Below are 24,712 nucleotides of genomic sequence, written 5' to 3'. Positions count from 1 at the left end.
GCGCGGTAACCGCTATTGCCATTCGCGCACATCCGTCCTATAGCTGGACATGTCCCGACAAACGAGCCGTCCGTAGACGGAGGAGGTGGTCATGGGACGATCGTTGCGCGAGATCGAGATCGGCGATTGGTTCGAGGATCTGGAGACCGGCGAGCGCTTCGAGGTGGTCGCGTTCGACCAGGCCGGCGGCACCATCGAGGTCCAGTACTTCGACGGCACCGTGGAAGAGTTCGACTTCGACGCCTGGACCCAGATGCCCCTGGCGGAATCGGCGCAGCCCGAGGACTGGTCCGGCGCCTTCGACGCCGACCGCGAGGACCTCGACGCCGACTGGCTGCACGGCCAGGACGGCGATCCCGTGGACGAGATCGAGCGACTGCTCTACTGAGCCGTCACATAACGGTGATACACGACCCCGCGGTCGGTGAAGTCGGCCGTGTCGCGCTCGCCCACCGCGGCGACGGCGAAGCGGCGACCGCCGTCACCGGCCAAGCCCGCCGGCGCCCCGCCGGCGTGCAGGATCGCGTATTGCTCGCGGTCCAGGTCCACGGCGCCCGCCAGGGCCGCGTCGAGACCGATGCGGCCGGCCGCCTCCCGCCAACCCGGCACCACCCGTAACGGCCAGGCCTCGGCGGCGTCGCCGCTGCCGTAGCCCGCGGCCAGCCAGCGCTCGCCGGCGATATCCGTTCCCGCCTCCGCGGCCGCCGTCAGCGCGGCGGCCAGCCAGGCCGGCAGGGCCGCCGTGTAGAGATTGCCCAATTCCCGCATCCGTTCGTCGCCGGGCGCCATCCGGTCGGTCACGTGCTCGACGAAAGCCGGATCGTCGCGCAGCCGCCGCAGCACCGACTGCGCCAGCGGCCAGGTCGGCGCGTTGGCACGCCCCTCGCGGGCCCGTTCCGCCAGATCGACGACCGCACTCAGCTCGGCCTGCAGCGCCCCGGCGTCGACGCCGGCGGCCTCCGCCGCGTGGGCCAGCGCCGGTCGGCCCTCGGCGGCCAGGGCGAACAGGTAGAGCATGCCCCAGGCGTTGCGCGGCATGCGGTGATACGGACGGTGCAGCAACACCGCGTCCCAGTCGGTGACCGCGTCCCACAGGGTCTGGTGACGCTTGTCCGCCAGCGCCGTCACGGCGTGGCGCACGGCGTCGACATAGCAATCCGTGGAGAAGCCGCCGTTGAACACCGGATAATCCGGCACCCGGCCGGCGGCGCCGGGCCGCCGGTCGCAGAAACGCGAGACCGGCTTGCGGAAATCCGCCAACCGGTAGGCGCTGGCGGTGCCCGCCGCGCCCAGGTCGACATCGAGCAGGCGCGGCTCGGCCTCCAGCAGCATCGCCACCGCCCCGGCGCCCTGGGTCGGCTCGCCGGAGGACTCGGGTTCGTATTCGGCGATGTCCGCGGCGATCGCGATCGCCTGGCGGCCGCAGCCGTCCGCGCCCAGGTAACGCAGGGCGCCCTTCGCCGCGTACAGCCCGCCCAGGCAGGCCTGCTTGAACTCCGGGACCTCGCAGTCCCGGGCCAGCGGACCGCGGCCGGTCGCGGTCAGGGCTTCGTCGAGCAGACCGCGCACGATCACCGCGCCGGCGGCGTTGTCGGCGCTGGATTCGGTACCCAGGGCCAGGTAACCGATGCGGGCCGGATCCAGGTCGTAGGCCTCGATCAGCCGCAGGGCGGCGGTCGCCGCCATGCTGTAGACATCCTCGTCCGGCCCGCACACCCGGAAGCCGTCGCCGATCACGGCATGCACCTTCTCGCGCGGCTGGCCGCGCCACTCGCACCAGTGCGAGAGGTCGACGCGATAACGGGGCGTGTACAGGGCGAAACCGCTGAATCCGGGCATGGGCTGTCTTCCTTGAGTTCCAGTTCGCGGTTTCCGGTTTCCAGATCGCTTCCCTGCCGTCCCCCGGCGCAGCGCCGCCGGACCGGAAACTCGAAACCGGAAACGACGCGCCGTCCGCCGGACGGCGCGCAACGGCGGGCAATGGTAACAGACGCTACTGCCCCGCTCGCGGTAACATCGCGCCGTCATGGAACACGTCTGCGCGGCGCGCGCCCACGCCAACATCGCCCTGGTGAAGTACTGGGGCAAACGCGACGGCCCCGGCAACCGGCCGGCGGCCGGCTCGATCTCGATCACCCTGGACGCCCTGACCAGCGAGACGCGGGTGCGCTTCGATCCGGGCCTGGCCGCGGACGACATCCGCCTGGCCGGCGGCGGGAACGACGCACGGGTCGTCGCCTTCCTCGACCTGGTGCGCGAACGCGCCGGCATCGATACCCGTGCCGAGGTGGTCTCCCGCAACGACTTCCCCACCGGCGCCGGGCTCGCCTCCTCGGCCTCGGGCTTCGCCGCCCTGGCCCTGGCCGCCACCCGGGCCGCGGGCCTGACCTTCGACGACGCGGCGCTGTCGGCCTTGGCCCGCCGCGGCTCGGGCTCGGCGGCACGCTCGATCTTCGGCGGCTTCGCCGAGATGCGGGCCGAGGGCGAGGATCCGCATGCGGTACCGCTGCTGCCTCCGGAAGACTGGCCGCTGGCGGTGGTGATCGCGATCGTGGACGCCGGCGCCAAGGAGATCGGCTCCACCGAGGGCATGCGCCATACCGCCGCCACCTCACCCTATTACCGGGCCTGGCTGGATACCGTCGCCGCGGACCTGCCGACAATGCGCGAGGCGATAGCGGCCCGCGACCTGACCGCCGTGGGCGAACTGGCGGAATCCAACTGCCTGGCCATGCACGGCGCCATGCTCGCCGCCCGGCCCGGCCTGATCTACTGGCGGCCGACGACCCTGGCCCTGCTGGACACCATCCGCGGCCTGCGCGCCGACGGCCTGCCGGTTTACGCCACCGTGGACGCCGGCCCCCAGGTCAAGGCGATCTGCGATCCGGCGGACGCCGACCGCGTCGCCGCCGCCCTGGCAAGCGTCCCCGGCGTCGCCGCCACCCGCACCAGCGGCCTCGGTCGCGGCGCCCATACCATCGAGCCGGACACCCTCGACTCCGCCTGATCGTGTCCGACCGGAAAACGGAAAACGGAAAACGGAAAACGGCGCGCGGCCAAGCCGCGTTCGACGCCCCCGGGAAACTCTTCCTCCTGGGCGAATACGCCGTGCTCGAGGGCGCCCCCGCCCTGGTGGCCGCGGTGGACCGGCGCGCGCGGGTCCGTCTGGCCCCGGCCGCCGAGTGGTCGCTGGCCACGCTGCCGGACCTGGACGGCGCCGGCATGGCGCGATCGGCGGTGTTCGACGCCGTGCGGCGGACGCTGGCCGCGCACTGCGAGTTGCCGCCGCGGGCGGTGACGGTGGACACCCGGGCCTTCTTCGGCCCCGAGGGCAAGCTGGGGCTGGGCGCCTCGGCGGCGGTGGCGGCCGCGCTGACCACCGCCCTCGCGGCGGCGGGCGGGCTGCGCGCCGGCCCCAACGAACTCTGCGCGCTGGCGATCGCGGCCCACCGCGAGGCCCAGGGCGGCAGCGGCAGCGGCGCCGACGTGGCCGCGGCAATACATGGCGGTGTGGTGGACTTCGCCGCCGGCCGCGACCCGTATCCCCTGTCATGGCCGCGAGACCTGCACGCCGAGGCCGTGGTCACGGGCGGTGGTGCCGACACCCGCGACCTGGTGGGGACGGTCCGGCGGCTGCGGGAGACCGAGCCGGCCCGCTACGAGCGGCACATGGGCCGGCTAGGCCGGCTCGCCGAGGCCGGACGCGATGCGTTCGCCGCCGGCGACGCGGCGGCCTTCGTCACCGCGGCCGACGACTACCGGGAAGCCCTCGCCGCCCTGGGCGACGCCGCGGGCGCGGCCATCCTGCTGCCCGCCCACGCGCGCCTGGCCGCCCTGGCGGCGGAAGCCGGAGCGGTATTCAAGCCCTCCGGCGCGGGCGGCGGCGACCTCGGCCTGGTGCTCGCGGATTCGCCCGGCAAACTGGAACGGGCGTGCGCGGCGATCCGGTCGGCGGGCTTCGCGGTGCCGGCGCTGCGTTTCGGCGCGGCGGGCGCCGGGCCGGCGGATTGAGGGCCGGCCGTGCCCGGCGCGCCGGTCTGGAGTAAAATACGCCCCGTCACCACGACGTTTCCCCCAGTCCGGCGCCCCCGGCGCCCACGGATGGATTGCCCATGAGTCGTTCCCGGATCCCAGAGTTCTACAAGTTCTCGGTCGCCAATCGGCTGCAGGTGCTGTTCGAGCGCGGCGTCATCAGCGAGGCCGAGTACCACATGCTCATGGACGGCAAGCACCTGCTGGACGCCGCCAAGGCGGACCGGCTGGTCGAGAACGTCATCGGCGCCTTCTCCCTGCCGATGGGGCTGGGCCTGAATTTCGAGGTCAACGGCAAGGATTACCTGGTGCCGATGGTGGTCGAGGAGCCCTCGATCATCGCGGCGGTGTCCTCGGCGGCCAAGCTGGTGCGCAGCGCGGGCGGCTTCGATAGCGTGGCCGAGGATCCGATGCTGATCGGCCAGATCCAGGTGGTGGACGTCGCCCATCCGGCCAAGCTCCAGCAGGCCGTGCTCCAGCGCAAGGAGGAAATCCTCAACCTCGCCAACAGCCTGCATCCGAAGATGGTGGCGCGCGGCGGCGGCGCCAAGGACGTGGAGGTCAAGATCCACAACGCCTCCGGCGGCCAGGGCGACATGCTGGTGGTGCACCTGATCGTGGATACCCGCGACGCCATGGGCGCCAACCTCGTGAACACCATGTGCGAGGGCGTGGCCCCGCTGATCGAGAAGATCACCAACGGCAAGGTGTTCCTGCGCATCCTGTCCAACCTGACCGACCGCTCGATGGTGCGCGCGCGGGCGACCATCCCGGTCGAGCTGCTGGCCAGCGGCGAGTTCTCCGGCGAGCAGGTGCGCGACGGCGTGATCCTGGCGACCGAGTTCGCCGCCGCCGATCCCTACCGCGCGGCGACCCACAACAAGGGCATCATGAACGGCATCGACGCCGTGGCCATCGCCACCGGCAACGACTGGCGCGCGATCGAGGCCGCCGCCCATGCCTACGCCGCCCGCAGCGGGCACTACACCTCGCTGACCAAGTGGTACAAGAACGACGCCGGCGACCTGGTCGGCGAGCTGGACATGCCGCTCAAGGTGGGCACGGTCGGCGGCCAGGTGGAATCCAACCAGGCCGTGATCATCGCCCACCGGCTGCTGGGCATCGAATCCGCGCCGGAACTGGCGCAGGTGATGTGCGCGGTGGGCCTGGCACAGAACTTCGCCGCCATCCGGGCACTGTCCACCGAGGGCATCCAGCGCGGCCACATGACCCTGCACGCCCGCAGCGTGGCGATCGCCGCCGGCGTCGACGAGCACCGCTTCGAGGCGGTGGTCGAGCGTCTCATCGAGAGCGGCGACATCAAGGTCTGGAAGGCGCGCGAGATCGTCGAGGAACTCGGCGAGGCGGAGACCGAGACCGGCGACGCGACCGGCACGGCCGCGGAAACGGTCCGCCACGAGGAGCACGATGCCGGCGCCGGCTTCGCCAAGATCATCCTGCTGGGCGAGCACTCGGTGGTCTACGGCCGTCATGCCATCGCCGCGCCCATCCCGCTGTCGATCCGCGCGGAGGTCAAGCCGCAGGACGACGGACCGACCGAGCTGCTGATCCCGCGCTGGGGCGTGGAGCTGACGCTGCACGAGCCCACCCACGCCGACAACTCGCTGCACAAGTCCCTGGACCTGATCACCCGCCGCCTGGGCGTGCAGGGCCGCAGCATGCAGGTCGAGGTCTTCCCGCACGTGCCGCGCGCCGTGGGCCTGGGGGCCTCGGCCGCCCTCGCCGTGGCCGTGATCCGCGCGATCGCGCGGGCCTACGACCTGACGCTGGACAACGAGCGCATCAACGACATCGCCTACGAGTGCGAGCAGATCGCGCACGGCACGCCCAGCGGTATCGACAACACCCTGGCCACCTACGGCCGCCCGATCCTGTTCCGCAAAGGCGAGCCCGCGCGCCCGCAGCCGCTGATCCGGGAGATCCACGCACCCGAACCGATCCCCGTGGTGATCGGGCTGTCGGGGGTCCGCACCCTGACCGCCGAGACCGTCGGCCGCGTGCGCGCCGCCTGGCAGGCCAATCCCGAGCGCTACGAGGCGATCTTCTCCCAGATCGACGATCTCGCCCTGGCCGGCGCCGAGGCCCTGGCCCGCGGCGACATCCGGGAGCTCGGCGAGCTGATGAACATCGACCACGGCCTGCTCAACGCCCTGGGCGTGTCCTGCTGGGAGATCGAGGAACTGGTCCAGATCGCCCGCGAGAAGGGCGCCCTGGGCGCCAAGCTCACCGGCGGTGGCGGCGGCGGCGCGATGATCGCGGTCGCCGAGGAGGACAAGACCCAGGACATCGCCCTGGCGATGCGTGCCGCCGGCTATGACACGTTCATCACCGAAATTCGATAATCCGATGAAGCACGAACCACAGAGTCACGGAGAACACAGAGAAAAGAGATTTCAACCTTGAGAGCCCTCCGTGCCTCTGTGCCTCTGTGGTTAGTCCTCCTTCGCTTCGCGGCTCTGCGACTCCGCGGTTGAAATCAATGGACCGGCATGCAGAAACAAACGACACCGTCGTCTCCTTCGACGACGAGCCCCTGATCCTGGTCGATCCCGACGACAACATCCTGGGGTACGAAGCCAAGAACATCTGCCACGACGGCGAAGGACTGCTGCACCGGGCGTTCTCCATCTTCGTGTTCGATACCGCCGGACGGCTGCTGCTGCAGCGGCGCGCCGAGGGCAAGCGCCTGTGGCCGGGCTATTGGTCGAACAGTTGCTGCAGCCATCCCCGGCGCGGCGAGGAGGATCCGGCCGCCGCCGACCGCCGGGTGCACGAGGAACTGGGCATCGCGCCGGCCCTGCACTTCCTGTTCCGGTTCCGCTACCACGCCCGCTACCGCGACCTGGGCGCCGAGCACGAGCTGTGCAGCATCTATGCCGCGGTCAGCGACGACCCGGTCGCCTACAACGTCAACGAGATCGCCGACACCGACTGGATCGAACCCGCGGCGCTGGATGCCGCCCTGGCCGAGCGACCCGAGGACTTCACCCCCTGGCTGCGGCTGGAATGGCCGCGCATCCGGCAGGACCACTGGTTCACGGTAGAAACTTTACTTGGAAAAGATTAACCACAGAGGCACAGAGTCACAGAGAGAAGAAAATGAAGCGCAAGACTGAAAAAGGCTGGTGAAACCTTGTCTTCTTGGCTCTTACCGTCTATGACTGTCATTTGCTGTTCGGCTTTTTGCTCTGTGCCTCTGTGCCTCTGTGGTTAATTAACTCTTTCTTGATTCAACGCCAGCGCACGCGATAACTCAGCCGCGCCTTGCCGCCGGCCGGCACGCCCACCATCCAGGCGGCGCGGTTGGCATCCAGCTTTTCGTGGGGCAGGTTCTGGGAAACGATCTCCCAGTCGCCGGGCAGGGATTCGACGATGCGGACCTTGACCGCCTCGTCCTTGGCGTTGGAGACGGTCACCCGGCGTTCGGACTCGCGGGCGCCGCCGTCGCGGACCTCGTCGGTGACCGTGCGCTCGGCGGTGATATCGAAGGCCCGGCCCAGGGTCAGGGATACCGGCCCGCCCTCGGGCGTGTGACCGATACGGTCCTCGCCCAGTAGCTGCGGCACTTCGCCGGCGTCGTAGACGCGCACGGTGCCGGCCGGCATGGGCTTGTCCAGGTCGTTCTCGAAGCCCAGGCGGATCGCGGCGTTGGCACGCATGGCGTCGCCGACCCGGCGCCAGCCGCCCTCGATGCGATACTCCCGCGCGACCTCGACCGCGGCCGGCGCCAGCAGAGCCAAGCTGCGGGTCTCGCCGCTGCGCAGGGTGGCCGGCTCGGGCAGTCGGTAGCGGTAGTACTCGAAGGCGCTCTCGGCGGTCATGCCGCCGGCGCTGTCGGCCGCCACTTCCGCGCGCATCATCGCCGGGGCGTAATGCTTGCCGCCCGCGCGCTCGATGTCCCCGGCCACCAGGATCACCTCGGCGTCGCGCCAGTCGCCGCCGCTGTCGTTCCGGATCACGGCATCGGCGCGCAGTTCCAGGCGTCGCGCCTCGTCGTCGTAGCGGGCGACGTAGGCGGCGTTCCAGCCGAACCCGCCGGTCTGATAGGTCAGCGCCAGGTCGCGGCTGCCGCCGCGTTCGGCCCGCAGGTCCAGCGTCACCGACGGCGACTGCGGCAGAGTCTCGGGCCACTCGGCGGCGATGCGCCAGGGCGATCCCGCGTCCAGTATCTCCACGCGGCCGTCGAGGCGCACCAGCGGCGTGCCGTCCGCGTTCAGCAGGAGCGCCCGGCGTTCGACGTCGCCGCCCTGCCCGTCGTCGCGCCGCAGCGTGACGGTCCCGCCGACCAGGCGCCGCAGCAGCGCGCCGGGCTCCAGCAGGTCGCGCGAATCGCGGTAGCCGGTCAGGCGCACGCCGTCGCCGTCCAGCATCAGGGTCTCGGCCAGCAGCGCCCGCGGCAGCCCCGGCCAGGGCACGGTCTGGTCGCCCGCCTCCAAACGCAATTCACGGTGCTCGGTGATCAGGGCCGCCCCTTGGTTGAAGACCGTGATCCGCTGATCCGCCGCCGTCGCCGCGGGCGCCGCGAGCGCCGCCGCCAGGGCGAGCGCGAGCCGATGCCGTCCGATTGCACGCATGACCGTCTCCTCAGGTTCCGTTGTCGGGGGATGCATCCGCGCCGGCCTGCCGCATCAGGTACCAGGCCAGCAGGATCGCCGGAATGCCGGCGATCGCGGTGTAGATGAAGAACTGGGCGTAGCCGAAGGCCTCCACCACCACACCCGAGAAGCCGCCCACGAACTTGCCCGGCAGCGTCATCAGCGACGAGAACAGGGCGTACTGGGTGGCGGTGTAACGGGTGTTGGTGAGGCTCGACAGGTAGGCGATGAAGGCCGAGCCGGCCATGCCGCCGGCGAGGTTGTCCGCGGAGATCGTGACCGCCAGGCCCGCCAGTCCGGGATCGCTGCGGGTGGCCAGCCAGGCGAACGCCAGATTGGTCGCGGCGGCCAGGATCGCCCCGCCCAGCAGCGGCCGCATGATGCCGAAGCGCATCACCAGCGCGCCGCCGCCGGCGGCGCCCAGGATGGTCATGCCGATGCCGAATATCTTGGCGACGCTGGCGATCTCGGACTTGGTGTAGCCGATATCCAGGTAGAAGGGATTGGCCATCACGCCCATGGTGATGTCGGTGATCCGGAAGATGGCCACGAAGACCAGCACGGCGACCGCCAGCCGCCCGTAGCGGGCGAAGAAGTCGACGAACGGGCACACCACCGCGCCGATGAACCAGGCACCGGCGTCGCGCAGCCAGCCCGGCAGATTGTCCGAGCGCTCCAGGAAATCGATCACGCGCTGCTCGCGGGCGGCCGCGCTCGCGGACGGCTCGACGTCGGGTTCGCCCACCAGCAGCACGGTGACCATGCCCACCGCGACCAGCATCGCCATCACCAGGTAGGTCTGCGGCCAATCAGTGGCCGCGGCGATGTAGAACGCCCCCGCGCCGGCGGCGAGCAACGCGGCGCGGTAGCCGGCCTGGTAGGTCGCCGCCATGGCACCCTGCCACTCCTCCGGCACCGCCTCGATGCGCCAGGCATCGATGGAGACATCCTGGGTCGCGGACGAGAACGCCACCAGCAGCGCGAATCCGGCCAGCGTCGCCAGCTCGGTACGGGGATCGGTCAGGGCCATGCCGGTGAGGCCTGCGGCAAGACCCACCTGGGCCAGCAGGATCCAGGATCGCCGTCGGCCGAAGATCCGGGTCAGCAGCGGCAGCGGCAGCCGGTCGATCACCGGCGCCCAGAAGAACTTGATCGAGTAAGTGATGCCCACCCAGGAGAAGAACCCGATGGTGGCGCGCGAGACATCGACCTCGGTCAACCAGGCGGACAGGGTCGAGAACACCAGCAGGAAGGGCAGCCCCGCGGAAAAGCCGAGGAAGCCCATGCCCAGGACCCGACCGCGGCCGTAGACGACCAGGGCTTCGCGCCAGCCGTGTTCTCCGGTCGCCGTCATGCGCAGGCCCCGTGACGTACCGCCCCCTCACCCTGACCCTCTCCCCCGTCTCGGGGGAGAGGGAAGGCGTCTGTGGGGCCTGCCTCCCCCTGCCGGGGCGACGGGGATGGTTCGTTCGAGGCCAAGCTAGAAATCGTAGTCATAGTCCAGGGTCAGGGGCGCGTGGTCGGACAGGCGTTCCTCGCGGTAGACGTATGCGGCCTCGATCCGGTCCGCCAGGCCCGGCGTGACGATGTGATAGTCGATGCGCCAGCCCACGTTCTTCTCCCAGGCCCGGCCGCGGTTGGACCACCAGGTGTATTCGTCGGGGTTGGGATTGACCGCGCGGAAGGCGTCCACGTAGCCGACCTCGTCGAACAGCCGATCCATCCATTCGCGCTCGTAGGGCAGGAAACCCGAGTTCTTGCGGTTGGACCGCCAGTTCTTGAGATCGATCTCCTTGTGGGCGATGTTGAGGTCGCCGCAGAGCACGAAATCGTCGCCGGCGGCCTTGCGCCGCTCCAGGTAGGGCAGGAAGTACGCCAGGTAGCGGTCCTTGGAGGCCTGCCGGTGATCGCCGGAGGAGCCGGAGGGCGCATACAGGCTCGCCACCGCGAGATTGCCGAAACGGGCCTCGATGTAGCGGCCCTCGGCGTCGAATTCCTCGTGCCCCATACCGCGGATCAGCTCGTCGGGCTCGCGCCGCGCGTACAGGGCCACGCCGGAGTAGCCCTTGCGGTTGGTGGCTTCCTCGTAGAAGCAGTGGTAGCCCTCCGGGAAGAAGGTGTCGTCGCCCTCGAGCTGGTGCTGCTGCGCCTTCAGCTCCTGGATGCAGACCACGTCCGCGTCCTGGCGGGCGAGCCATTCGAAGAAACCCTTGCGCGCGGCGGCGCGGATGCCGTTGGCGTTGAACGAGATGATGCGCATGAACTACGAAGCGTTTCCGGACCGGCGGGTATCATACCGACAGCCACCCTGGGAGACAGAATCGATACGGCAGCCATGCGGCCGACCTGCTTAATAAACCACAGAGGCGCACGGAGGCGCGCAGAGGGAAGCCAGGTTTCCGAGTGCGCTTAACAACGCGGCGCGAAAGGGGAAGGCACGCTAGCTATCCCTGCAACGGAAGAAAATGCGCGCTGGAGACCGGATCGCCCTCCGACGCCTACGCCAGACCAACATGCTTTTCTCTGTGCGCCTCCGTGCGCCTCTGTGGTTAAATCCCGAGCCGAACGAAGCCCCCCACAGGCCCGAACAACATGCACGACAGCAAGCGCGATTTCCTGGACCTGGCCTTCGAGCACGGTGCCCTCAAGCTGGGCGAGTTCACGCTCAAGTCCGGTCGGGTCAGCCCTTATTTCTTCAACCTGGGCGCCATCGCCTCCGGGGCGGCCATGGCGCGGCTGGCGGACAGCTATGCGGCGGCGCTGGAAGCCGCCGGCATCGACTACGACGCCCTGTTCGGGCCGGCCTACAAGGGAATCCCCCTGGCCACCGCCGTGGCCTGCGCCCTCGCCGGCCGCGGCCGCGACGTGCCCTTCGCCTACAACCGCAAGGAGGCGAAGGACCACGGCGAGGGCGGCGTGCTGGTGGGCGCGCCGCTGTCCGGCCGAGTGGTGATCGTGGACGACGTGATCACCGCCGGCACCGCCGTGCGCGAGGCCGTCGGCCTAATCGAGGCCGCCGGCGCCGAGGTCGCCGCCCTGCTGGTGGCCCTGGACCGCCAGGAGCGCGCCGACGGCGACCGCTCCGCGATCCAGACGCTGGCGGCCGAATACGGCATCCCCACCGTGGCCGTGGCGACGCTGGACGACCTACTGGCGTATCTGCGGGAGCGCGGGACCGAGCAGGCGGACCTGGCGCGGATCGAGGCGTATCGGGAAAGGTTCGGGGTGGCAGCCGGGTAGTTTCCAGTTTCGTTTTCGGCGGCTCGACCTTTGGGGGGCGCTACGCGGTTGGCGCCGTGCCGAGTCAAGGCATTTGTCTTATCCGCAGATAAACGCCGATTAACGCAGATTGGTGGGGCTTGTTCTTTAATCTGCGTACATCCGCGTCATCTGCGGATTATTTCTTCCAGGAACCACCCGCCAGGACCTGTTTTTGGCTCGGAGAGTCGGTCGCCGGGGCGCAGCGCGGTTGGCGCCAAGGCGAATCAAGGCATTTTTTATCCGCGGATTACGCCGATCCACACAGATTTTTTAAGGCAACATCAATCTGCGCAATCTGTGTAATCCGTGGATTCTAAGCCGCGCGGATCAGGGTCCCCACGCCGGCGTCGGTGAACAGTTCCAGCATCACCGCATGCTCCACGCGGCCGTCGACGATATGGGCGGCGCGCACGCCGGAGGCCACGGCGTCCAGGGCGCAGCGGATCTTGGGTAGCATGCCGCCGGAGATGGTGCCGTCATCGATCAGGGACTGGACCTGGGCCGGCTTGAGGCCGGTGAGCAGCTTGCCCGCCTTGTCCAGCACGCCGGGGGTGTTGGTCAGCAGCATCAGTTTCTCGGCGCCGAGCACCGAGGCCATCTTGCCGGCCACCAGGTCGGCGTTGATGTTGTAAGAGCGGCCGTCGTCGCCGACGCCGATCGGCGCGATCACGGGGATGAAGTCGTCCTCGTCCAGCCGCCGGACCAGGTCGGGGTCGATCGACGCCACCTCGCCGGCAAAGCCGAGATCGACCTCCTCGCCGGCATCGCCGCTGCCGGCGGGCAGCTTGCGCGCCCGGATCAGGCCGCCGTCCTTGCCGGACAGGCCCACGGCCCGGCCGCCGTGCTGGTTGATCAGGTTGACGATCTCCTTGTTCACCAAGCCGCCCAGGACCATCTCCACGACGTCCATGGTCTCGGCGTCGGTCACCCGCATGCCGCCGACGAAACGGCTCTCCTTGCCCAGCCGTCCCAGTAGCTCGCCGATCTGCGGCCCGCCGCCGTGCACCACGACGGGGTTGATACCCACCAGCTTCATCAGGGCGATGTCGCGCGCGAAGCCACTCTTGAGCGTGGGCTCGGTCATGGCGTTGCCGCCGTACTTCACCACCACGGTCTTGCCGGCGAAGCGCCGGATGTACGGCAACGCCTCGCCCAGTACCCGGGCGATGTTCATGGCCTGTTCCGAAGTCAGCGACATGGTTTTTCCCAAAGATTAACCACAGAGACACAGAGGGCACAGAGTAATGAATCGCCTGTAAAAGATATTGAGACTCGCGAGCGCGAGCATTTCTCGGCGACAAAAATCTCTACGGTATTCTGCTATTCAAAGCACTCTGTGTGCTCTGTGCCTCTGTGGTTCATTCACAATCAATGCCTGCCGGAGGAGCCGAAGCCGCCCTCGCCGCGCTCGCTGGCCTGGAACTCGTCCACGACCTCCAGCGCGGCCCGGACCACGGGCACCAGCACCATCTGGGCGATGCGCTCGCCGGGCTCGATGGTGAACTCGGTACCGCCCCGGTTCCAGCAGGAGACCATGACCTGGCCCTGGTAGTCGGAATCGATCAGCCCCACCAGGTTGCCGAGCACGATACCGTGCTTGTGGCCCAGCCCCGAGCGGGGCAGGATCACCGCCGCCAGGCCGGGATCGCCGATGTGGATCGCCATGCCGCTGGGCAACAGCTCGCAATCGCCCGGTTGCAGTGTCAACGGCGCGTCCAGGCAGGCGCGCAGGTCGATGCCGGCGGAGCCGGCGGTGGCGTAATCGGGCAGCGGGTATTCGGTCCCGAGCCGGGGGTCGAGTATCCGCACCTGGAGCTTGTGCATCGTCGTTTCCTAGGTCTGTGTCGAGTCTTCCAATCTCTCGGCGACGAGCGTCACCAGATCCCGCGCCAGCGCCGTCTTGGAGGCCGTGGCGAAACGGGCCTCGCCCCCCGGCCAGCACACGTACAGCGTGTTGTCCTCGCGGTCGAAGGCCTTGTCCGGCCCGACCTCGTTACCCACGACCATGTCCAGGCCCTTGTCACGCAGCTTGCCGCGGGCGTAGGTCTCCATGTCGTCGGTCTCGGCGGCGAAACCCACCGCGAACAGATCCGGATGCGCGGCCGCGGTCTCCGCCAGGATGTCGCGGGTACGGGCCAGATCCAGCGTCATCGCGGCATCCGTTTTCTTGATCTTGCCCGCGGCCGCCGTCTCCGGCCGGTAATCCGCCACCGCCGCCGCCGCGATCAGGATATCCGCATCCGCGGCCCGCTCGGCGACGGCGTCGAACATCTGCTGCGCGGTCTCCACATCCACGCGCGCGACGCCCGGGGGCGTGGCCAGCGCGACCGGGCCGGTGACCAGGGTCACCTCGGCGCCCGCCGCGGCCGCGGCCGCGGCCACCGCGAAGCCCATGCGGCCCGAGGAGCGGTTGCTCAGATAGCGCACCGGGTCCAGCGGCTCCCGCGTGGGCCCCGCCGTGACCAGCACCCGCCGGCCGGACAGCGCCCCGCCGGCGAAATGCGCGATCACCCGCTCGCGGATATCCAGGGGCTCCAGCATGCGGCCGGGACCGCTCTCGCGCTCGGCGAGCTCGCCCTCGCCCGGCCCGGCGATCGTCACGCCGCGCTCGCGCAGGGTGTCGCAGTTGGCCCGCGTGGCCGGATGCGCCCACATCACGCGGTTCATTGCCGGCGCCACCATCAGGGGCGCCTCCGTGGCCAGGCACAACGTGGTCAGCAGATCGTCCGCCCGCCCCTGGGCCAATCGCGCGATCAGGTCCGCGGTCGCCGGCGCGACCAACACCAGATCGGCCCAGCGCGCGAGCTCGATGTGGCCCATGCCCAGCTCCGCGGACTCGTCCCAGAGCGAGGTCCGCACGGCGCGCCCGGAGACCGCCTGCAGCGTCAGCGGTGTGATGAACCGCTGCGCGCCGTCGGTCATCACGACCTGGACCTCGGCGCCCGCCTCCACGAGGCGGCGCGTCAGGTCGGCGGCCTTGTAGGCGGCGATGCCCCCGGTCACGCCCAGTAGGATACGGCGGTTTTGCAATGCGCTCATGGGGTTGGATTCTACCGGATCGGCGCCCGGCGCGGCGTGCCGGGTCAAACAATCCACGGATTTCACGGATGACACAGACATCAATCTGTGTCATCTGCGTAATGCGTGGATCAAACCGGACTCCGAGCCGCACGGCGCCGATCGCGCAGCACCTCGACAACGGAAACGCCGAGCCGGAAACGGACCTGGGCGGGTGCCTCTGGAAGAAACAATCCACAGATGACGCAGATGTACGCAGATTAAAGAACAACCCCCCACCAATCTGCGTTAATCGGCGTCCATCTGCGGATAAAAACAAACGCTTTGACCCGGCACCGCGCCAACCGCACAGCGCCCCCAAAGATCGAGCCGCCGAACTCGAAACACGAAACACGAAACCGGTTGATCCAAACGCCCGCTCCAAGCAATCTAGTGCCCACAACCCGCAGGGAAGCGGAGAACCATGAGCATCACCAACTGGCCGGCCGGGGAACGGCCGCGCGAGAAGTTGCTGGAGCGCGGTGCCGCCGCGCTGTCGGACGCCGAGCTACTGGCGATTTTCCTTCGTACCGGCGTGACCGGCACCAATGTCGTCGACCTCGCTCGGTCGCTGCTGAGCGAGTACGGTGGCCTGCGCCCGCTGCTGGAGGCCGACCGGCACCGCTTCTGCGGCACGCGCGGTCTCGGCGCCGCCAAATACGCGCAGCTCCAGGCGGTGCTGGAGATGGCCCGCCGTCATCTGGCCGAGCGCCTGCGGCGCGGCGACGCCCTCACCGACCCCGAGGCCACGCGGGCCTATCTGCGGCAGCGCCTGGCCGACCGCGCCTACGAGGTGTTCGCGGTGGTGTTCCTGGACAACCGCCACCGCGTGATCGCCTGCGAGGAACTGTTCCGCGGCACCATCGACGGGGCCGCGGTCTATCCTCGGGAGGTGGTCAAGGCGGCGCTGTCGCACAACGCCGCGGCCGTGATCCTGGCCCACAACCACCCTTCCGGCATCCCCGAGCCGTCGCGCGCCGACCGCGAGCTCACGCGGCGCCTGCGCGAGGCCCTGGCCCTGGTCGACATCCGGGTGCTCGATCACCTGGTGATCGGCGACGGCGCCAGCACCTCCTTCGCCGAACGCGGTCTCCTGTAATGCTGCACCGATCCGGCGCAACGGCAATCGAAAGTGATTGCATGATTCGAAAAAAAGTAATATAACCAGTCCATTATAAGCACTGTTGTGGGGCGTTCCTACGACGCGAAAGCAACTCTGCAATGGGAGAGACGACTATGAAACGTATTGCACTGGTCATGGGCGCGGCCCTGGCCTGGCCCCTGACCGCCAATGCCGACATCAGCTACAACTACGTCCAGGCCGACTGGATCGCGGACGGCGAGATCGACCTCGATACCAATGTGCCGGGGCTCGGCAACGGTTCCGATGACTACGACGGCTGGAGTATCGAGGCCTCCGGCGCCGTTACCGACAACCTGTTCCTGCTCGGCGAGTACAACGACCTGTCCTTCGACGATGCCGGCGACGCCGACCTGACCACCCTGGGCGTGGGTCTGCGGGCGGCGCTGAATCCCGCCAACGGCGCGGCCGATGTCTACGGCATGCTCAGTTACGAGGAGTTCGACTCCGACGCCGAGGGCTTCGGCCTGACCGGCGGCTTCCGCTGGGTGCCGACCGCCGGCGTCGAGATCAATCCCTCCGTGGCCTATGTCGATTACGGCGAGATCGATGGCACCAGTCTCGACCTCGACGGCTGGCGCTACGGCATCCGCGGCATCTTCAACGTCACCGATCAGGTCGCGCTGAACGCCGAGTGGCGCACGCATAACCTCGAAGCTGACGGCGGCGGCGTCAACGCCGATATCGACCTCGAGAACGAGATCCGCCTCGGCGCGCGTTTCTACTGGATGTAAACCGCCGTCGAGGGCGACTTGAGGCCCCGCCCCGGCGGGGCCTTTTTTCGCGCCCGCCGTTTGCGCCGAGCCGCGCGAACTGGTATAAAACGCGGCTCTTTGCAGGGGCTCGGCGCGCTCGCCGGCCCCGATTCGAGGTCGTCACCCAAGGATTTTGGCCATGTCCCGAGTCTGTCAGGTCACCGGCAAGCGTCCGGTCACCGGTTACAACGTGTCGCACGCGAACAACAAGACCAAGCGCCGGTTCGAGCCGAACCTGCATTGGCATCGCTTCTGGGTCGAGTCCGAGAAGCGCTACGTTCGCCTGCGGGTGTCCTCCAAGGGCATGCGCATCATCGATCGCAAGGGCATCGACACGGTGCTGTCCGAGCTTCGTTCGCGCGGGGAGAAGGTCTGATGAGAGAGAAGGTCAAGCTCGTTTCCACCGCCGACACCGGCTTCTACTACACGACCTACAAGAACAAGCGGAACACGCCGGACAAGCTCGAGATGAAGAAGTACGATCCGGTCGTGCGCAAGCACGTGATCTTCAAGGAAGGCAAGATCAAATAATGAAGCAGGCCCGCTCGACGCGGGCCTTCTTCATAGGATTCAGGTTACAGGAGACAGGTTGCAAGCAAGACAGGCGCCGCAGGCACCCGTCTTCTTTCTGATATGTAACCTGTAATCTGCAATCTGGTTACCCCTGTAACCGCAGATTCCCGTAGTCGTCGACCGCGCACCCCCAGCCGGGGGCCACCCAGGTCGTCGACACCCGCTCGCGCACGATCGCCGGGCCGGCGAAGCGCTGGCCGGCCAACAGGTCCTCGCGCGCGTAGACCGGGACATCCCCGTCCACGTCGTGCACATGCACCCGCTCGACCGGGTCCGGCACCCCGTCCCCCCGCGCCAATTGCGGAATCGGCAGCGACGGCTCCGGCCCCTGCAGGGACAGGCGCAGGTTCACCAGTTCCACGTCCAGATCCAGGCGGTGGCCGTAGCGCGCCTCGTGGGCGGCATGAAATGCGTCGCCGGTCTCCTCCGGGCCGCGCCAGGGCAGGCTCAGGGTGAAGCTCTGCCCGGCGTAACGCAGGTCCGCGCTGATGCGGGCCTCCATGTCCGCCGAGGGGACGCCCTCCGCCGCGAGTTCCCGCCGGCCGCGCTCGCGCATGTCCGCCAGGCGCCGGTCGATCGCGGCCGCGTCGATCGCGGCCAGCGGCTTCAGGACACTGTGCGACAGCTCGCGCGAGCGGCGCGCGGCGAGCATGCCCAGCGCGGAGAGAACGCCCGCGTAGACCGGCACCAGGGCCCGACGCATGCCCAGCGCCTCCGCGAGCGCACAGACATGCATGCCGCCGGCCCCGCCGAAGCACAGCAGCACGTAGTCGCGCGGATCCTCGCCGCGTTGCACCGAGATCACGCGCAGGGCCTGGGCCATGGCCTCGTTGGCGACCCGGATCACCCCCTCGGCGGCCTCGGCGACATCCACGCCCAGGGTGTCGGTCAGTCCGCCCATCGCCTTGCGCGCGGCGGCCACGTCCAACGCCATGTCCCCGCCCAGACGGGTGCTGGCGGGCAGGCGGCCGAGCACCACGTTGGCGTCGGTGACCGTGGGCCGTTCCCCGCCGCCGCCGTAGCAGGCGGGGCCGGGATCGGCGCCGGCGGATTCGGGGCCCACGCGCAGCATGGCGCCGGCATCGACCCGGGCCAGCGAGCCGCCGCCGGCGCCGATGGTGTGCATGTCCACCATGGGCACGGCCACGGGGTAGCCCGCAATCGTCCCCTCGCTGGTGAGCCGGATCCCGCCGTCGATCAGGGCGACGTCGGTGCTGGTGCCGCCCATGTCGAAGGTCAGCAGCCGTTCCTCGCCGGCCAGCCGTCCCGCGAAGCGGGCCCCGAGCAGTCCCGCCGCCGGCCCGGACAGCAGGAGATTCACGGCGTGGTCCGCGGCCTGGTCCACGTCCACCGTGCCGGCCGCCCCGTGCATCACCGCGAGCGGCCCCACGCCGGCCTTGAGCCGGCCGAGGTAGCGCCCGACCCGGGGGCCGAGGGCGGCGTTGATCCAGGTGGCGATGCCGCGTTCGTACTCCCGGTATTCGGGCAGCACCCGGCTCGACCGGCAGACGGTGACATCCGCGCCCAGGGCGTCGATGAGGGCACGCTCGATGCGACGCTCGGCACTGTCGTCCACGAATGAGTACAGCAGGTTGACGGCGACCGCCTCCGGGTCCAGCTTGCGCACCCGGGCGACCAGCTCTTCCAGGGCGGCGGCGTCCAGCGGCGTCACATCGGCACCGTCCGGCGCGCTGCGCTGGGCGACTTCGAGACACAGATCGAAAGGCACCGGCGGCGCTTGGCAAGCCGGTTCCAGTTTGTACAATTCCGAGCGGTTCTGCCGCCCGATCGTGAGCACGTCGGCCAGGCCCTCGTTGGCGATATAGGCGGTGCGGGCGGTCTTGCCCTCGAGCAGGGCGTTGGTGGCCACGGTGGAGCCGTGCACCAGGCGCGGCGCCGGTCCGTCGGCCGGCGCGAGGCCGGCGGCGCCGTCCAGCACCGCGCGCTCGGGGGCATCCGGCGTGGAGGGGCGCTTGGCGACCCGCAGACGCTCGCTGTCGAACAGCACGAAGTCCGTGAAGGTGCCGCCGGTGTCGACACCCAGCAGATACGCGCGGTCTCCGGAACTTCTGTCGTCGGCGGTAGTCATGTCGGGCAAACAGTTTAAACGAAAGGGGCGGCCACCCCGGCGGGCGCCGTCCCGTATGCTGCACGAGAACGAACAAGGCCGCGACCGGACAACGGGGAGGTTGTCGAATGAGTGACGAACCACTGGTCTCCGCGCGGGGACTGCACCGCCGCTACGGCGTCAAGACAGCGGTGGCCGGCGTGGACCTCACGCTGCGCCAGGGCGAGATCCTGGGCCTGCTCGGACCCAACGGGGCCGGCAAGACCACCACGCTGCGGATGCTGTCGGGCAGCCTGGCGCCGACTTCGGGCAGCGTGCGCATCTGCGGCCACGACATGGCCGAGGCCCCGGCCCGCGCCAAGGGCCGCCTCGGCTATCTCCCGGAGCGCCCGCCGCTGTATCCCGAACTGACGGTGGACGAGTACCTGGGCTTCTGCGCCCGCCTGCACGGCGTGCCACGCGCCCGCCGCCGGGACGCCGTGGCATCGGCCAAGGACGACTGCGGCCTCGCGGACACCGGCCGCCGCGTGATCGGCAACCTATCCAAGGGCTACCAGCAGCGGGTGGGCATCGCCCAGGCGATCCTTCACCGGCCGGACGTGGTGATCCTGGACGAGCCCACGGTGGGCCTGGACCCCAACCAGATCCGCGAGATCCGGGGCCTGATCGCGCGCCTGGGCGAGCACCACAGCGTACTGCTCTCCAGCCACATCCTCCCGGAGATCCAGGCGACCTGCAGCCGGGTGATGATCATTCACGGCGGCCGGGTCGTGTTCAACCGGCCGATGGCCGAGATCGAGGGCGACCGCCTGCCGGAACTGGTTGACGTCGGCCTGCATGCCGACGTCACCCGCGACGATCTGGCCGCCATCGACGGCGTCGCCGCGGTCCAAGATCTCGGAAACGGTCGCTGGCGACTCGAATGCCGGTCCGGCGTCGATATCCGCGAGCGGGTGGCCGCCACCGCCGCCGAGCGTGGCTGGCGGCTCTATGAGTTGTCGGCGGCACGCCGGACCCTGGAGGGCATCTTCGCCGAGCTGACCAGCCGCGAGCCCGAGCCGATCCGAGAGGAGGCCGCATGAGAAGTATCCATATCGCCGGCCACGAGCTGCGGCGACTGTTCGTGTCGCCGCTGGCCTGGACCGTCCTCGCGGTCGTGCAGCTCCTGCTGGGGCTGCTGTTCGCGATGTCGCTGGCCGACCTGATGATGAACCCGCAGCGGATCAACGAGTACGCCGGTGTCTCCGAGGTGGTAGGCGCCGGGCTCTACCGCTTCGCCACCATCGTCCTGCTGCTGGTGATCCCGCTGCTGACCATGCGCAGCTTCGCCGAGGAGCGCAAGAACGGCAGCCTCGACCTGCTCACCGCGGCACCGGTGTCGGTCACCGCCATGGTGATCGGCAAGTTCCTGGGCGTGCTGGGCTTTCTCACCGTGATGCTGGCCCTGATCGCGCTCATGCCCTACTCGCTGCTGATGGGCACGCCGCTGGACGTGGGCATGCTGGCCTCGGCCACCCTCGGCCTGTGGTTGATGATGGCGGCGTTCGCGGCCACCGGCATCTTCGTGTCCTCGCTGACGCGCGAGCCCACGCTGGCGGCGATCGGCAGCTTCGGCGTACTGCTCGGCGTGTGGTTGTTGCACGCGGTGTCGTTCTTCGAGTGGCAACCCGCGGTGTTCGGCTACCAGCTCCCGCTGGCCGAGGCCGCGCGGCAACTGTCGCTCATCGGCCACTATGACGACCTGCTCTACGGCATCTTCGACACCGCCGACGTCCTCTACTACGTGATCTTCTGCGGGCTGTTCCTGGCCCTGACCGTCCAGCGCCTGGATATGGAGCGTCAATGAAATACCAACGTGCGCTCACCGTCGTCCTGATCGTCGCGATCGCGGCCCTGCTGGTCTTCGTCAGCAACCGCTACAGTTGGGATGCCGACTGGACCCATGCCAACCGCAACTCGCTGACCGACGCCTCGAAGCGGGTGCTCGACGCCATGCCGGAGCCGATCGAGTTCACGGCGTTCGAGTACCCCGGGCCCGAACGCGAGGGCATTCGCACCCGCATCGACCGCTACCGGCGCTACCGCGACAACGTCGCCCTGACCTTCGTCGATCCGACCGCCAATCCGCAGAAGATGCGGGAACTGGGCGTGCGCCGCGCGGGCGAAGTCCGGGTGAGCTACGAGGGCCGTTCCCGTACCCTCGACGACCTGAGCGAGCAGACCGTCACCAACGCCCTGCAGCAGCTCTCGGCCGCGGGCGAGCAGTGGGTGGTGTTCCTCACCGGCCACGGCGAGCGCACACCGGCCGACGAGGAACAGGGCGGCTACAGCGCCCTGGCCAAGGAGCTGGACAGCCAGGGACTCAAGACCCGTACCCTCAACCTCGCGGAAACGCCGCGCATTCCCGACAACACGGCGGTGCTGGTGATCGCCAGCCCGCAGCGCGGCCTGCTGCCGGGCGAGGTCGAGATGGTGCGCGAATACGTCGCCGGCGGCGGCAACCTGCTGTGGGCCGACGATCCCGGCAAGCGCTACGGCCTGTCGCCGCTGGCCGGGGATCTGGGCCTGCGCTGGCGCGACGGCACCGTGATCTACCCGGACTACCGCGAGCTGGGCCTCAAGCACCCGGCGATCGCCCTGGTGATCGGCTACCCCGAGCACCCCATCACGAAACGCCTGGACAGCCTCTCGCTGTTCCCCTTCGCCGGCGGCCTGGCCGCGGCGGAGAACGGCGACAGCGCCGGCGGCGGCTGGCAGGCCAAGCCGCTGGTGCGCACCCCCTCGCGCTCGTGGCTGGAGACCGGCACCCTGGATGCCGAGCAGGTCACCTACGACGAGGACAGCGAGGACGCGGTCGGTCCCGTGACCATCGGCATGGCCGCCACCCGCGAACGGCCCGCCGGCGACGAGGCAAACGGCACGGACACCGGCAAGCCGTCGCAACAGCGCGCCGTGGTCATGGCCGACAGCGATTTCCTGGCCAACGGCTACATCAACACCGCCGGCAACCTCGACCTGGGCCTGTCGATCTTCCAGTGGCTGGCCAACCGCGACGAGCAGATCGCGGTGCGGGTACCGCCGGCACCCGACAGCTCGCTGCAGCTCGCGCCCTGGCAGGGCCGGGCGATCTGGTATCTGTTCGTGGTCATCCTGCCGCTGGCATTGCTCGCCGTCGGCGTGGGCCGCTGGTGGCTGCGGCGCCGGCGTTGAGCGTCAGCCAAGGCTTCACCCTCCGGGATAGCGAGACGCCATGCATCGACGCAGTCTGTTGAACCTCGTGCTGGTCGCGGCGGCCGTGCTGCTGACCGCCCTGCTCTGGCTGGACCGCGAGAGCGCGCCCGAGCCGGACCCGCTCACGGCGCTGTCGCGGGACGCGATCGCCGACGTGCGGATCGAGTATCCCGACGCCCTGGACCTGCACCTGGTGCGCGGGGACGACGGCTGGCGCATGACCGCGCCGATCGCGGCCCGGCTGGAGGACAGCGAGGTCATGCAGATACTGCGGCTGGCCGAGGCCGACGTTCACCGCGAGTACCCGGAGGGCGAACTGGACCCCGCCCGTATCGGGCTCGACGAGCCGCCCCACACGGTGATCCTCGAAACCGGCGACGGCCGCGGGGCCCGCATCGAGTTGGGCGGCCAATCGGCCCTGGAGGGCAACCGCTATGCCCGCGTGGGCGATACCGTGTACCTGATCGACGAACCCAACATGCGGGCCCTGGACGCCGAGTTCAGCAACCTGATCGCCCGCGACCTGCTGTCCGAGGACGCCGAGATCGAGAAGCTGGAACTGCCGGGGGCCACCCTCACCCCCGCCGGCAACGGCGGCTGGGCCGTCAGCCCGGCGAGCGCCGACCGCGGCGCGGACGCAGCCCAGCGCACCCTCCGCGCCTGGCACGCCGCGCGCGCCATGTGGCTGAAACCCGCGGACGATCGCGAACCCGAGTCCCGCGTACGCATCCACCTCGCCGGCGGCGAGGTCCGCGAGCTGGCCGTGGTCGCCCGCCAGCCCCAGCTCATCCTCCGCGACCCGGCGCTCGGCGTGCACTACCATATCGCCGCCAACGAAGCCGGCCCGCTTCTGGACATGCAGCACGATGCCGAAAAGACGAACCACAGAGACACAGAGAACACAGAGCAGAAATAGTCGGTCTGGGCACGCAAACGGCGGGAAACGCACCGCCAGGAGCAGTGTCATGACCTGTCGGCTTCTTGAACTGCCAAGTCTCTGTGCCCTCTGTGTCTCTGTGGTTAAGCTTGGCGTGCTTGATTAATAACGACGCTGGCAAAAGCCGATGCCCGAATTACCCGAGGTCGAGACCACGCGCCGCGGCGTGGCGCCGCACGTGATCGGCCGGCGGGTCGAGCGGGTGATCGTGCGGGAGCCGCGGCTGCGCTGGCCGGTGTCGCCGGCGCTGGCCGAGACCCTGCCCGGCCGGCGCATCGACGACGTCTCGCGCCGGGCGAAATACCTGCTGTTCGCCGCGGGCGACGGCCACCTGATGCTGCACCTGGGCATGTCGGGCCGCCTGCGGGTGGTGCCCGCGGGGCTCGCACCCGAGAGCCACGACCACCTGGATATCGTGTTGGACAGCGGACAGGCGCTGCGTTTCCACGACCCTCGCCGGTTCGGCTCCGCCTTCTGGCTGACCGGCGAACCCGAGACCTATCCGTTGCTCGCCGGGCTCGGCCCCGAACCGCTGTCCGACGCTTTCGACGGCGACTGGCTGCATGCCCGTTCGCGCGGCCGGCGCGCGCCGGTCAAGGCGTTCCTGATGGACAGCCGGATCGTGGTGGGGGTGGGCAACATCTACGCCTGCGAGGCCCTGCACATGGCCGGCATCCATCCCGCGCGGCCCGCGGGCCGGATCTCCCGCGCCCGCTACACGGCCCTGGCCGAAGCGGTACGCGCCGTGCTGGCCGACGCCATCGCCGCCGGCGGCACCACCCTGCGCGACTACGTGGGTGTCGACGGCGGCACCGGCTGGTTCCAGCTACGCCTCGCCGTCTACGGCAAGGCCGGCGAGCCCTGCCCCCGCGGCTGCGGCCCCGTACGCCGGCGCGTGATCGGCCAGCGCAGCACCTTCTTCTGCCCGGTTTGTCAGCGCTAGTGCCAGGACGCTTCGCGGTTGGCGCCGCGGCTGTTCAGGGCGTCTGTGTGATCCACAGATTACACGGATTCTCACAGAGTCATTTAGGACGTTCTTTA

23 protein-coding genes are annotated in these 24,712 nt (G+C 69.4%); 15 read left to right on the top strand and 8 right to left on the bottom strand.

The genetic code is table 11. From position 1 onward, the window contains the following. Positions 1–91 precede the first annotated feature (91 nt). On the top strand, positions 92–388 hold the full coding sequence (locus PC39_RS03765; protein WP_353252025.1) for a DUF6763 family protein: 297 nt from the start codon (positions 92–94) through the stop codon (positions 386–388). On the opposite strand, the gene PC39_RS03760 is transcribed toward PC39_RS03765, so the two are convergent. Next, positions 382–1,839: a hydroxymethylglutaryl-CoA synthase gene (locus tag PC39_RS03760; protein WP_353252024.1), complete on the bottom strand. Its 1,458-nt coding sequence runs from the start codon at positions 1,837–1,839 to the stop codon at positions 382–384. The two genes, PC39_RS03765 and PC39_RS03760, sit on opposite strands and share 7 nt — an antisense overlap. A 187-nt stretch (positions 1,840–2,026) precedes the next feature. Between PC39_RS03760 and mvaD the strand changes: the two genes are divergently transcribed. The 4 genes from mvaD to idi all read left to right on the top strand — a co-directional run bounded on the left by mvaD (position 2,027) and on the right by idi (position 7,120). Continuing rightward, positions 2,027–3,007, top strand: coding sequence for a diphosphomevalonate decarboxylase (gene mvaD / locus PC39_RS03755; protein WP_353252023.1), 981 nt, complete (start codon positions 2,027–2,029; stop codon positions 3,005–3,007). A 101-nt stretch (positions 3,008–3,108) separates the two neighbouring features. Further along, entirely contained in the window at positions 3,109–4,011 is a 903-nt protein-coding gene (locus PC39_RS03750; protein ID WP_353252022.1) for a GHMP family kinase ATP-binding protein, read from the top strand. A gap of 101 nt (positions 4,012–4,112) precedes the next feature. Then, entirely contained in the window at positions 4,113–6,395 is a 2,283-nt protein-coding gene (locus tag PC39_RS03745; RefSeq protein ID WP_353252021.1) for a hydroxymethylglutaryl-CoA reductase, degradative, read from the top strand. Between the two features lie 137 nt (positions 6,396–6,532). Beyond that, positions 6,533–7,120 (top strand): isopentenyl-diphosphate Delta-isomerase, encoded by a 588-nt coding sequence (idi, locus tag PC39_RS03740; RefSeq protein WP_353252020.1) that lies wholly within the window; start codon positions 6,533–6,535, stop codon positions 7,118–7,120. A gap of 163 nt (positions 7,121–7,283) precedes the next feature. Here idi and PC39_RS03735 read toward each other — a convergent pair whose 3' ends face one another. The 3 genes from PC39_RS03735 to PC39_RS03725 all read right to left on the bottom strand — a co-directional run bounded on the left by PC39_RS03735 (position 7,284) and on the right by PC39_RS03725 (position 10,908). Then, positions 7,284–8,627, bottom strand: a complete 1,344-nt coding sequence (locus tag PC39_RS03735; RefSeq protein WP_353252019.1) for a DUF4139 domain-containing protein — start codon at positions 8,625–8,627, stop codon at positions 7,284–7,286. 10 nt (positions 8,628–8,637) lie between these two features. After that, positions 8,638–10,002 (bottom strand): AmpG family muropeptide MFS transporter, encoded by a 1,365-nt coding sequence (locus PC39_RS03730; protein WP_353252018.1) that lies wholly within the window; start codon positions 10,000–10,002, stop codon positions 8,638–8,640. A 126-nt stretch (positions 10,003–10,128) separates the two neighbouring features. Beyond that, positions 10,129–10,908, bottom strand: a complete 780-nt coding sequence (locus PC39_RS03725) for an exodeoxyribonuclease III (RefSeq protein WP_353252017.1) — start codon at positions 10,906–10,908, stop codon at positions 10,129–10,131. 332 nt (positions 10,909–11,240) lie between these two features. Between PC39_RS03725 and pyrE the strand changes: the two genes are divergently transcribed. After that, the gene (gene pyrE, locus PC39_RS03720; RefSeq protein WP_353252016.1) at positions 11,241–11,888 is read left to right on the top strand and encodes an orotate phosphoribosyltransferase; all 648 of its coding nucleotides are present in this window, start codon (positions 11,241–11,243) and stop codon (positions 11,886–11,888) included. Positions 11,889–12,222: 334 nt separating this feature from the next. Here the strand turns inward: pyrE and argB are convergent, their stop codons facing one another. From argB to coaBC, 3 genes are all read right to left on the bottom strand, one after another. Beyond that, positions 12,223–13,107, bottom strand: a complete 885-nt coding sequence (gene argB / locus PC39_RS03715; RefSeq protein WP_353252015.1) for an acetylglutamate kinase — start codon at positions 13,105–13,107, stop codon at positions 12,223–12,225. Between the two features lie 170 nt (positions 13,108–13,277). After that, complete coding sequence (gene dut, locus PC39_RS03710; RefSeq protein WP_353252014.1) at positions 13,278–13,733, bottom strand: dUTP diphosphatase; 456 nt, start codon at positions 13,731–13,733, stop codon at positions 13,278–13,280. Positions 13,734–13,742: 9 nt separating this feature from the next. Then, on the bottom strand, positions 13,743–14,948 hold the full coding sequence (coaBC, locus tag PC39_RS03705) for a bifunctional phosphopantothenoylcysteine decarboxylase/phosphopantothenate--cysteine ligase CoaBC (protein WP_353252013.1): 1,206 nt from the start codon (positions 14,946–14,948) through the stop codon (positions 13,743–13,745). Between the two features lie 442 nt (positions 14,949–15,390). Between coaBC and radC the strand changes: the two genes are divergently transcribed. The 4 genes from radC (at position 15,391) to rpmG (ending at position 17,393) form a co-directional block, all read left to right on the top strand. Beyond that, positions 15,391–16,065 carry a RadC family protein gene (gene radC, locus PC39_RS03700; RefSeq protein WP_353252012.1) on the top strand — a complete coding sequence of 225 codons (675 nt, stop codon included), beginning with the start codon at positions 15,391–15,393 and terminating at the stop codon, positions 16,063–16,065. Between the two features lie 137 nt (positions 16,066–16,202). Further along, complete coding sequence (locus PC39_RS03695) at positions 16,203–16,841, top strand: outer membrane beta-barrel protein (protein ID WP_353252011.1); 639 nt, start codon at positions 16,203–16,205, stop codon at positions 16,839–16,841. A gap of 160 nt (positions 16,842–17,001) precedes the next feature. Beyond that, a complete protein-coding gene (gene rpmB / locus PC39_RS03690) occupies positions 17,002–17,238 on the top strand; it encodes a 50S ribosomal protein L28 (protein WP_353252010.1) in 237 nt (78 codons plus the stop codon). After that, a complete protein-coding gene (rpmG, locus tag PC39_RS03685) occupies positions 17,238–17,393 on the top strand; it encodes a 50S ribosomal protein L33 (RefSeq protein WP_353252009.1) in 156 nt (51 codons plus the stop codon). Before rpmB ends, rpmG begins: the two co-directional genes overlap by 1 nt. Positions 17,394–17,520: 127 nt before the next feature. On the opposite strand, the gene PC39_RS03680 is transcribed toward rpmG, so the two are convergent. After that, the gene (locus PC39_RS03680; protein WP_353252008.1) at positions 17,521–19,524 is read right to left on the bottom strand and encodes a hydantoinase/oxoprolinase family protein; all 2,004 of its coding nucleotides are present in this window, start codon (positions 19,522–19,524) and stop codon (positions 17,521–17,523) included. Between the two features lie 107 nt (positions 19,525–19,631). Between PC39_RS03680 and PC39_RS03675 the strand changes: the two genes are divergently transcribed. The 5 genes from PC39_RS03675 (at position 19,632) to mutM (ending at position 24,614) form a co-directional block, all read left to right on the top strand. Next, positions 19,632–20,585: an ABC transporter ATP-binding protein gene (locus tag PC39_RS03675; RefSeq protein ID WP_353252007.1), complete on the top strand. Its 954-nt coding sequence runs from the start codon at positions 19,632–19,634 to the stop codon at positions 20,583–20,585. Continuing rightward, entirely contained in the window at positions 20,582–21,349 is a 768-nt protein-coding gene (locus tag PC39_RS03670; protein WP_353252006.1) for an ABC transporter permease, read from the top strand. Before PC39_RS03675 ends, PC39_RS03670 begins: the two co-directional genes overlap by 4 nt. Continuing rightward, positions 21,346–22,713 carry a GldG family protein gene (locus PC39_RS03665; RefSeq protein ID WP_353252005.1) on the top strand — a complete coding sequence of 456 codons (1,368 nt, stop codon included), beginning with the start codon at positions 21,346–21,348 and terminating at the stop codon, positions 22,711–22,713. The genes PC39_RS03670 and PC39_RS03665 overlap by 4 nt, the downstream gene beginning before the upstream one ends. A gap of 40 nt (positions 22,714–22,753) precedes the next feature. Continuing rightward, on the top strand, positions 22,754–23,650 hold the full coding sequence (locus PC39_RS03660; RefSeq protein ID WP_353252004.1) for a DUF4340 domain-containing protein: 897 nt from the start codon (positions 22,754–22,756) through the stop codon (positions 23,648–23,650). 148 nt (positions 23,651–23,798) lie between these two features. Beyond that, a complete protein-coding gene (gene mutM / locus PC39_RS03655; protein ID WP_353252003.1) occupies positions 23,799–24,614 on the top strand; it encodes a bifunctional DNA-formamidopyrimidine glycosylase/DNA-(apurinic or apyrimidinic site) lyase in 816 nt (271 codons plus the stop codon). The last annotated feature ends 98 nt before the right edge of the window (positions 24,615–24,712 follow it).

The organism is Salinisphaera sp. PC39 (assembly GCF_040361335.1).
Lineage (GTDB): Bacteria > Pseudomonadota > Gammaproteobacteria > Nevskiales > Salinisphaeraceae > APNM01.
Note: the sequence above shows the minus strand (reverse complement) of the source record. Positions and strands in the feature narration are given on the sequence as shown.

Excerpts from the sequence above, each read along its gene's own strand:
- PC39_RS03765 (WP_353252025.1), top strand. The coding sequence starts at position 92 with ATGGGACGATCGTTGCGCGAGATCGAGATCGGCGATTGGTTCGAGGAT.
- PC39_RS03760 (WP_353252024.1), bottom strand. The coding sequence starts at position 1,839 with ATGCCCGGATTCAGCGGTTTCGCCCTGTACACGCCCCGTTATCGCGTC.
- mvaD (WP_353252023.1), top strand. The coding sequence starts at position 2,027 with ATGGAACACGTCTGCGCGGCGCGCGCCCACGCCAACATCGCCCTGGTG.
- PC39_RS03745 (WP_353252021.1), top strand. The coding sequence starts at position 4,113 with ATGAGTCGTTCCCGGATCCCAGAGTTCTACAAGTTCTCGGTCGCCAAT.
- idi (WP_353252020.1), top strand. The coding sequence starts at position 6,533 with ATGGACCGGCATGCAGAAACAAACGACACCGTCGTCTCCTTCGACGAC.
- PC39_RS03735 (WP_353252019.1), bottom strand. The coding sequence starts at position 8,627 with ATGCGTGCAATCGGACGGCATCGGCTCGCGCTCGCCCTGGCGGCGGCG.
- PC39_RS03730 (WP_353252018.1), bottom strand. The coding sequence starts at position 10,002 with ATGACGGCGACCGGAGAACACGGCTGGCGCGAAGCCCTGGTCGTCTAC.
- PC39_RS03725 (WP_353252017.1), bottom strand. The coding sequence starts at position 10,908 with ATGCGCATCATCTCGTTCAACGCCAACGGCATCCGCGCCGCCGCGCGC.
- pyrE (WP_353252016.1), top strand. The coding sequence starts at position 11,241 with ATGCACGACAGCAAGCGCGATTTCCTGGACCTGGCCTTCGAGCACGGT.
- argB (WP_353252015.1), bottom strand. The coding sequence starts at position 13,107 with ATGTCGCTGACTTCGGAACAGGCCATGAACATCGCCCGGGTACTGGGC.
- dut (WP_353252014.1), bottom strand. The coding sequence starts at position 13,733 with ATGCACAAGCTCCAGGTGCGGATACTCGACCCCCGGCTCGGGACCGAA.
- coaBC (WP_353252013.1), bottom strand. The coding sequence starts at position 14,948 with ATGAGCGCATTGCAAAACCGCCGTATCCTACTGGGCGTGACCGGGGGC.
- radC (WP_353252012.1), top strand. The coding sequence starts at position 15,391 with ATGAGCATCACCAACTGGCCGGCCGGGGAACGGCCGCGCGAGAAGTTG.
- PC39_RS03695 (WP_353252011.1), top strand. The coding sequence starts at position 16,203 with ATGAAACGTATTGCACTGGTCATGGGCGCGGCCCTGGCCTGGCCCCTG.
- rpmB (WP_353252010.1), top strand. The coding sequence starts at position 17,002 with ATGTCCCGAGTCTGTCAGGTCACCGGCAAGCGTCCGGTCACCGGTTAC.
- rpmG (WP_353252009.1), top strand. The coding sequence starts at position 17,238 with ATGAGAGAGAAGGTCAAGCTCGTTTCCACCGCCGACACCGGCTTCTAC.
- PC39_RS03680 (WP_353252008.1), bottom strand. The coding sequence starts at position 19,524 with ATGACTACCGCCGACGACAGAAGTTCCGGAGACCGCGCGTATCTGCTG.
- PC39_RS03675 (WP_353252007.1), top strand. The coding sequence starts at position 19,632 with ATGAGTGACGAACCACTGGTCTCCGCGCGGGGACTGCACCGCCGCTAC.
- PC39_RS03670 (WP_353252006.1), top strand. The coding sequence starts at position 20,582 with ATGAGAAGTATCCATATCGCCGGCCACGAGCTGCGGCGACTGTTCGTG.
- PC39_RS03665 (WP_353252005.1), top strand. The coding sequence starts at position 21,346 with ATGAAATACCAACGTGCGCTCACCGTCGTCCTGATCGTCGCGATCGCG.
- PC39_RS03660 (WP_353252004.1), top strand. The coding sequence starts at position 22,754 with ATGCATCGACGCAGTCTGTTGAACCTCGTGCTGGTCGCGGCGGCCGTG.
- mutM (WP_353252003.1), top strand. The coding sequence starts at position 23,799 with ATGCCCGAATTACCCGAGGTCGAGACCACGCGCCGCGGCGTGGCGCCG.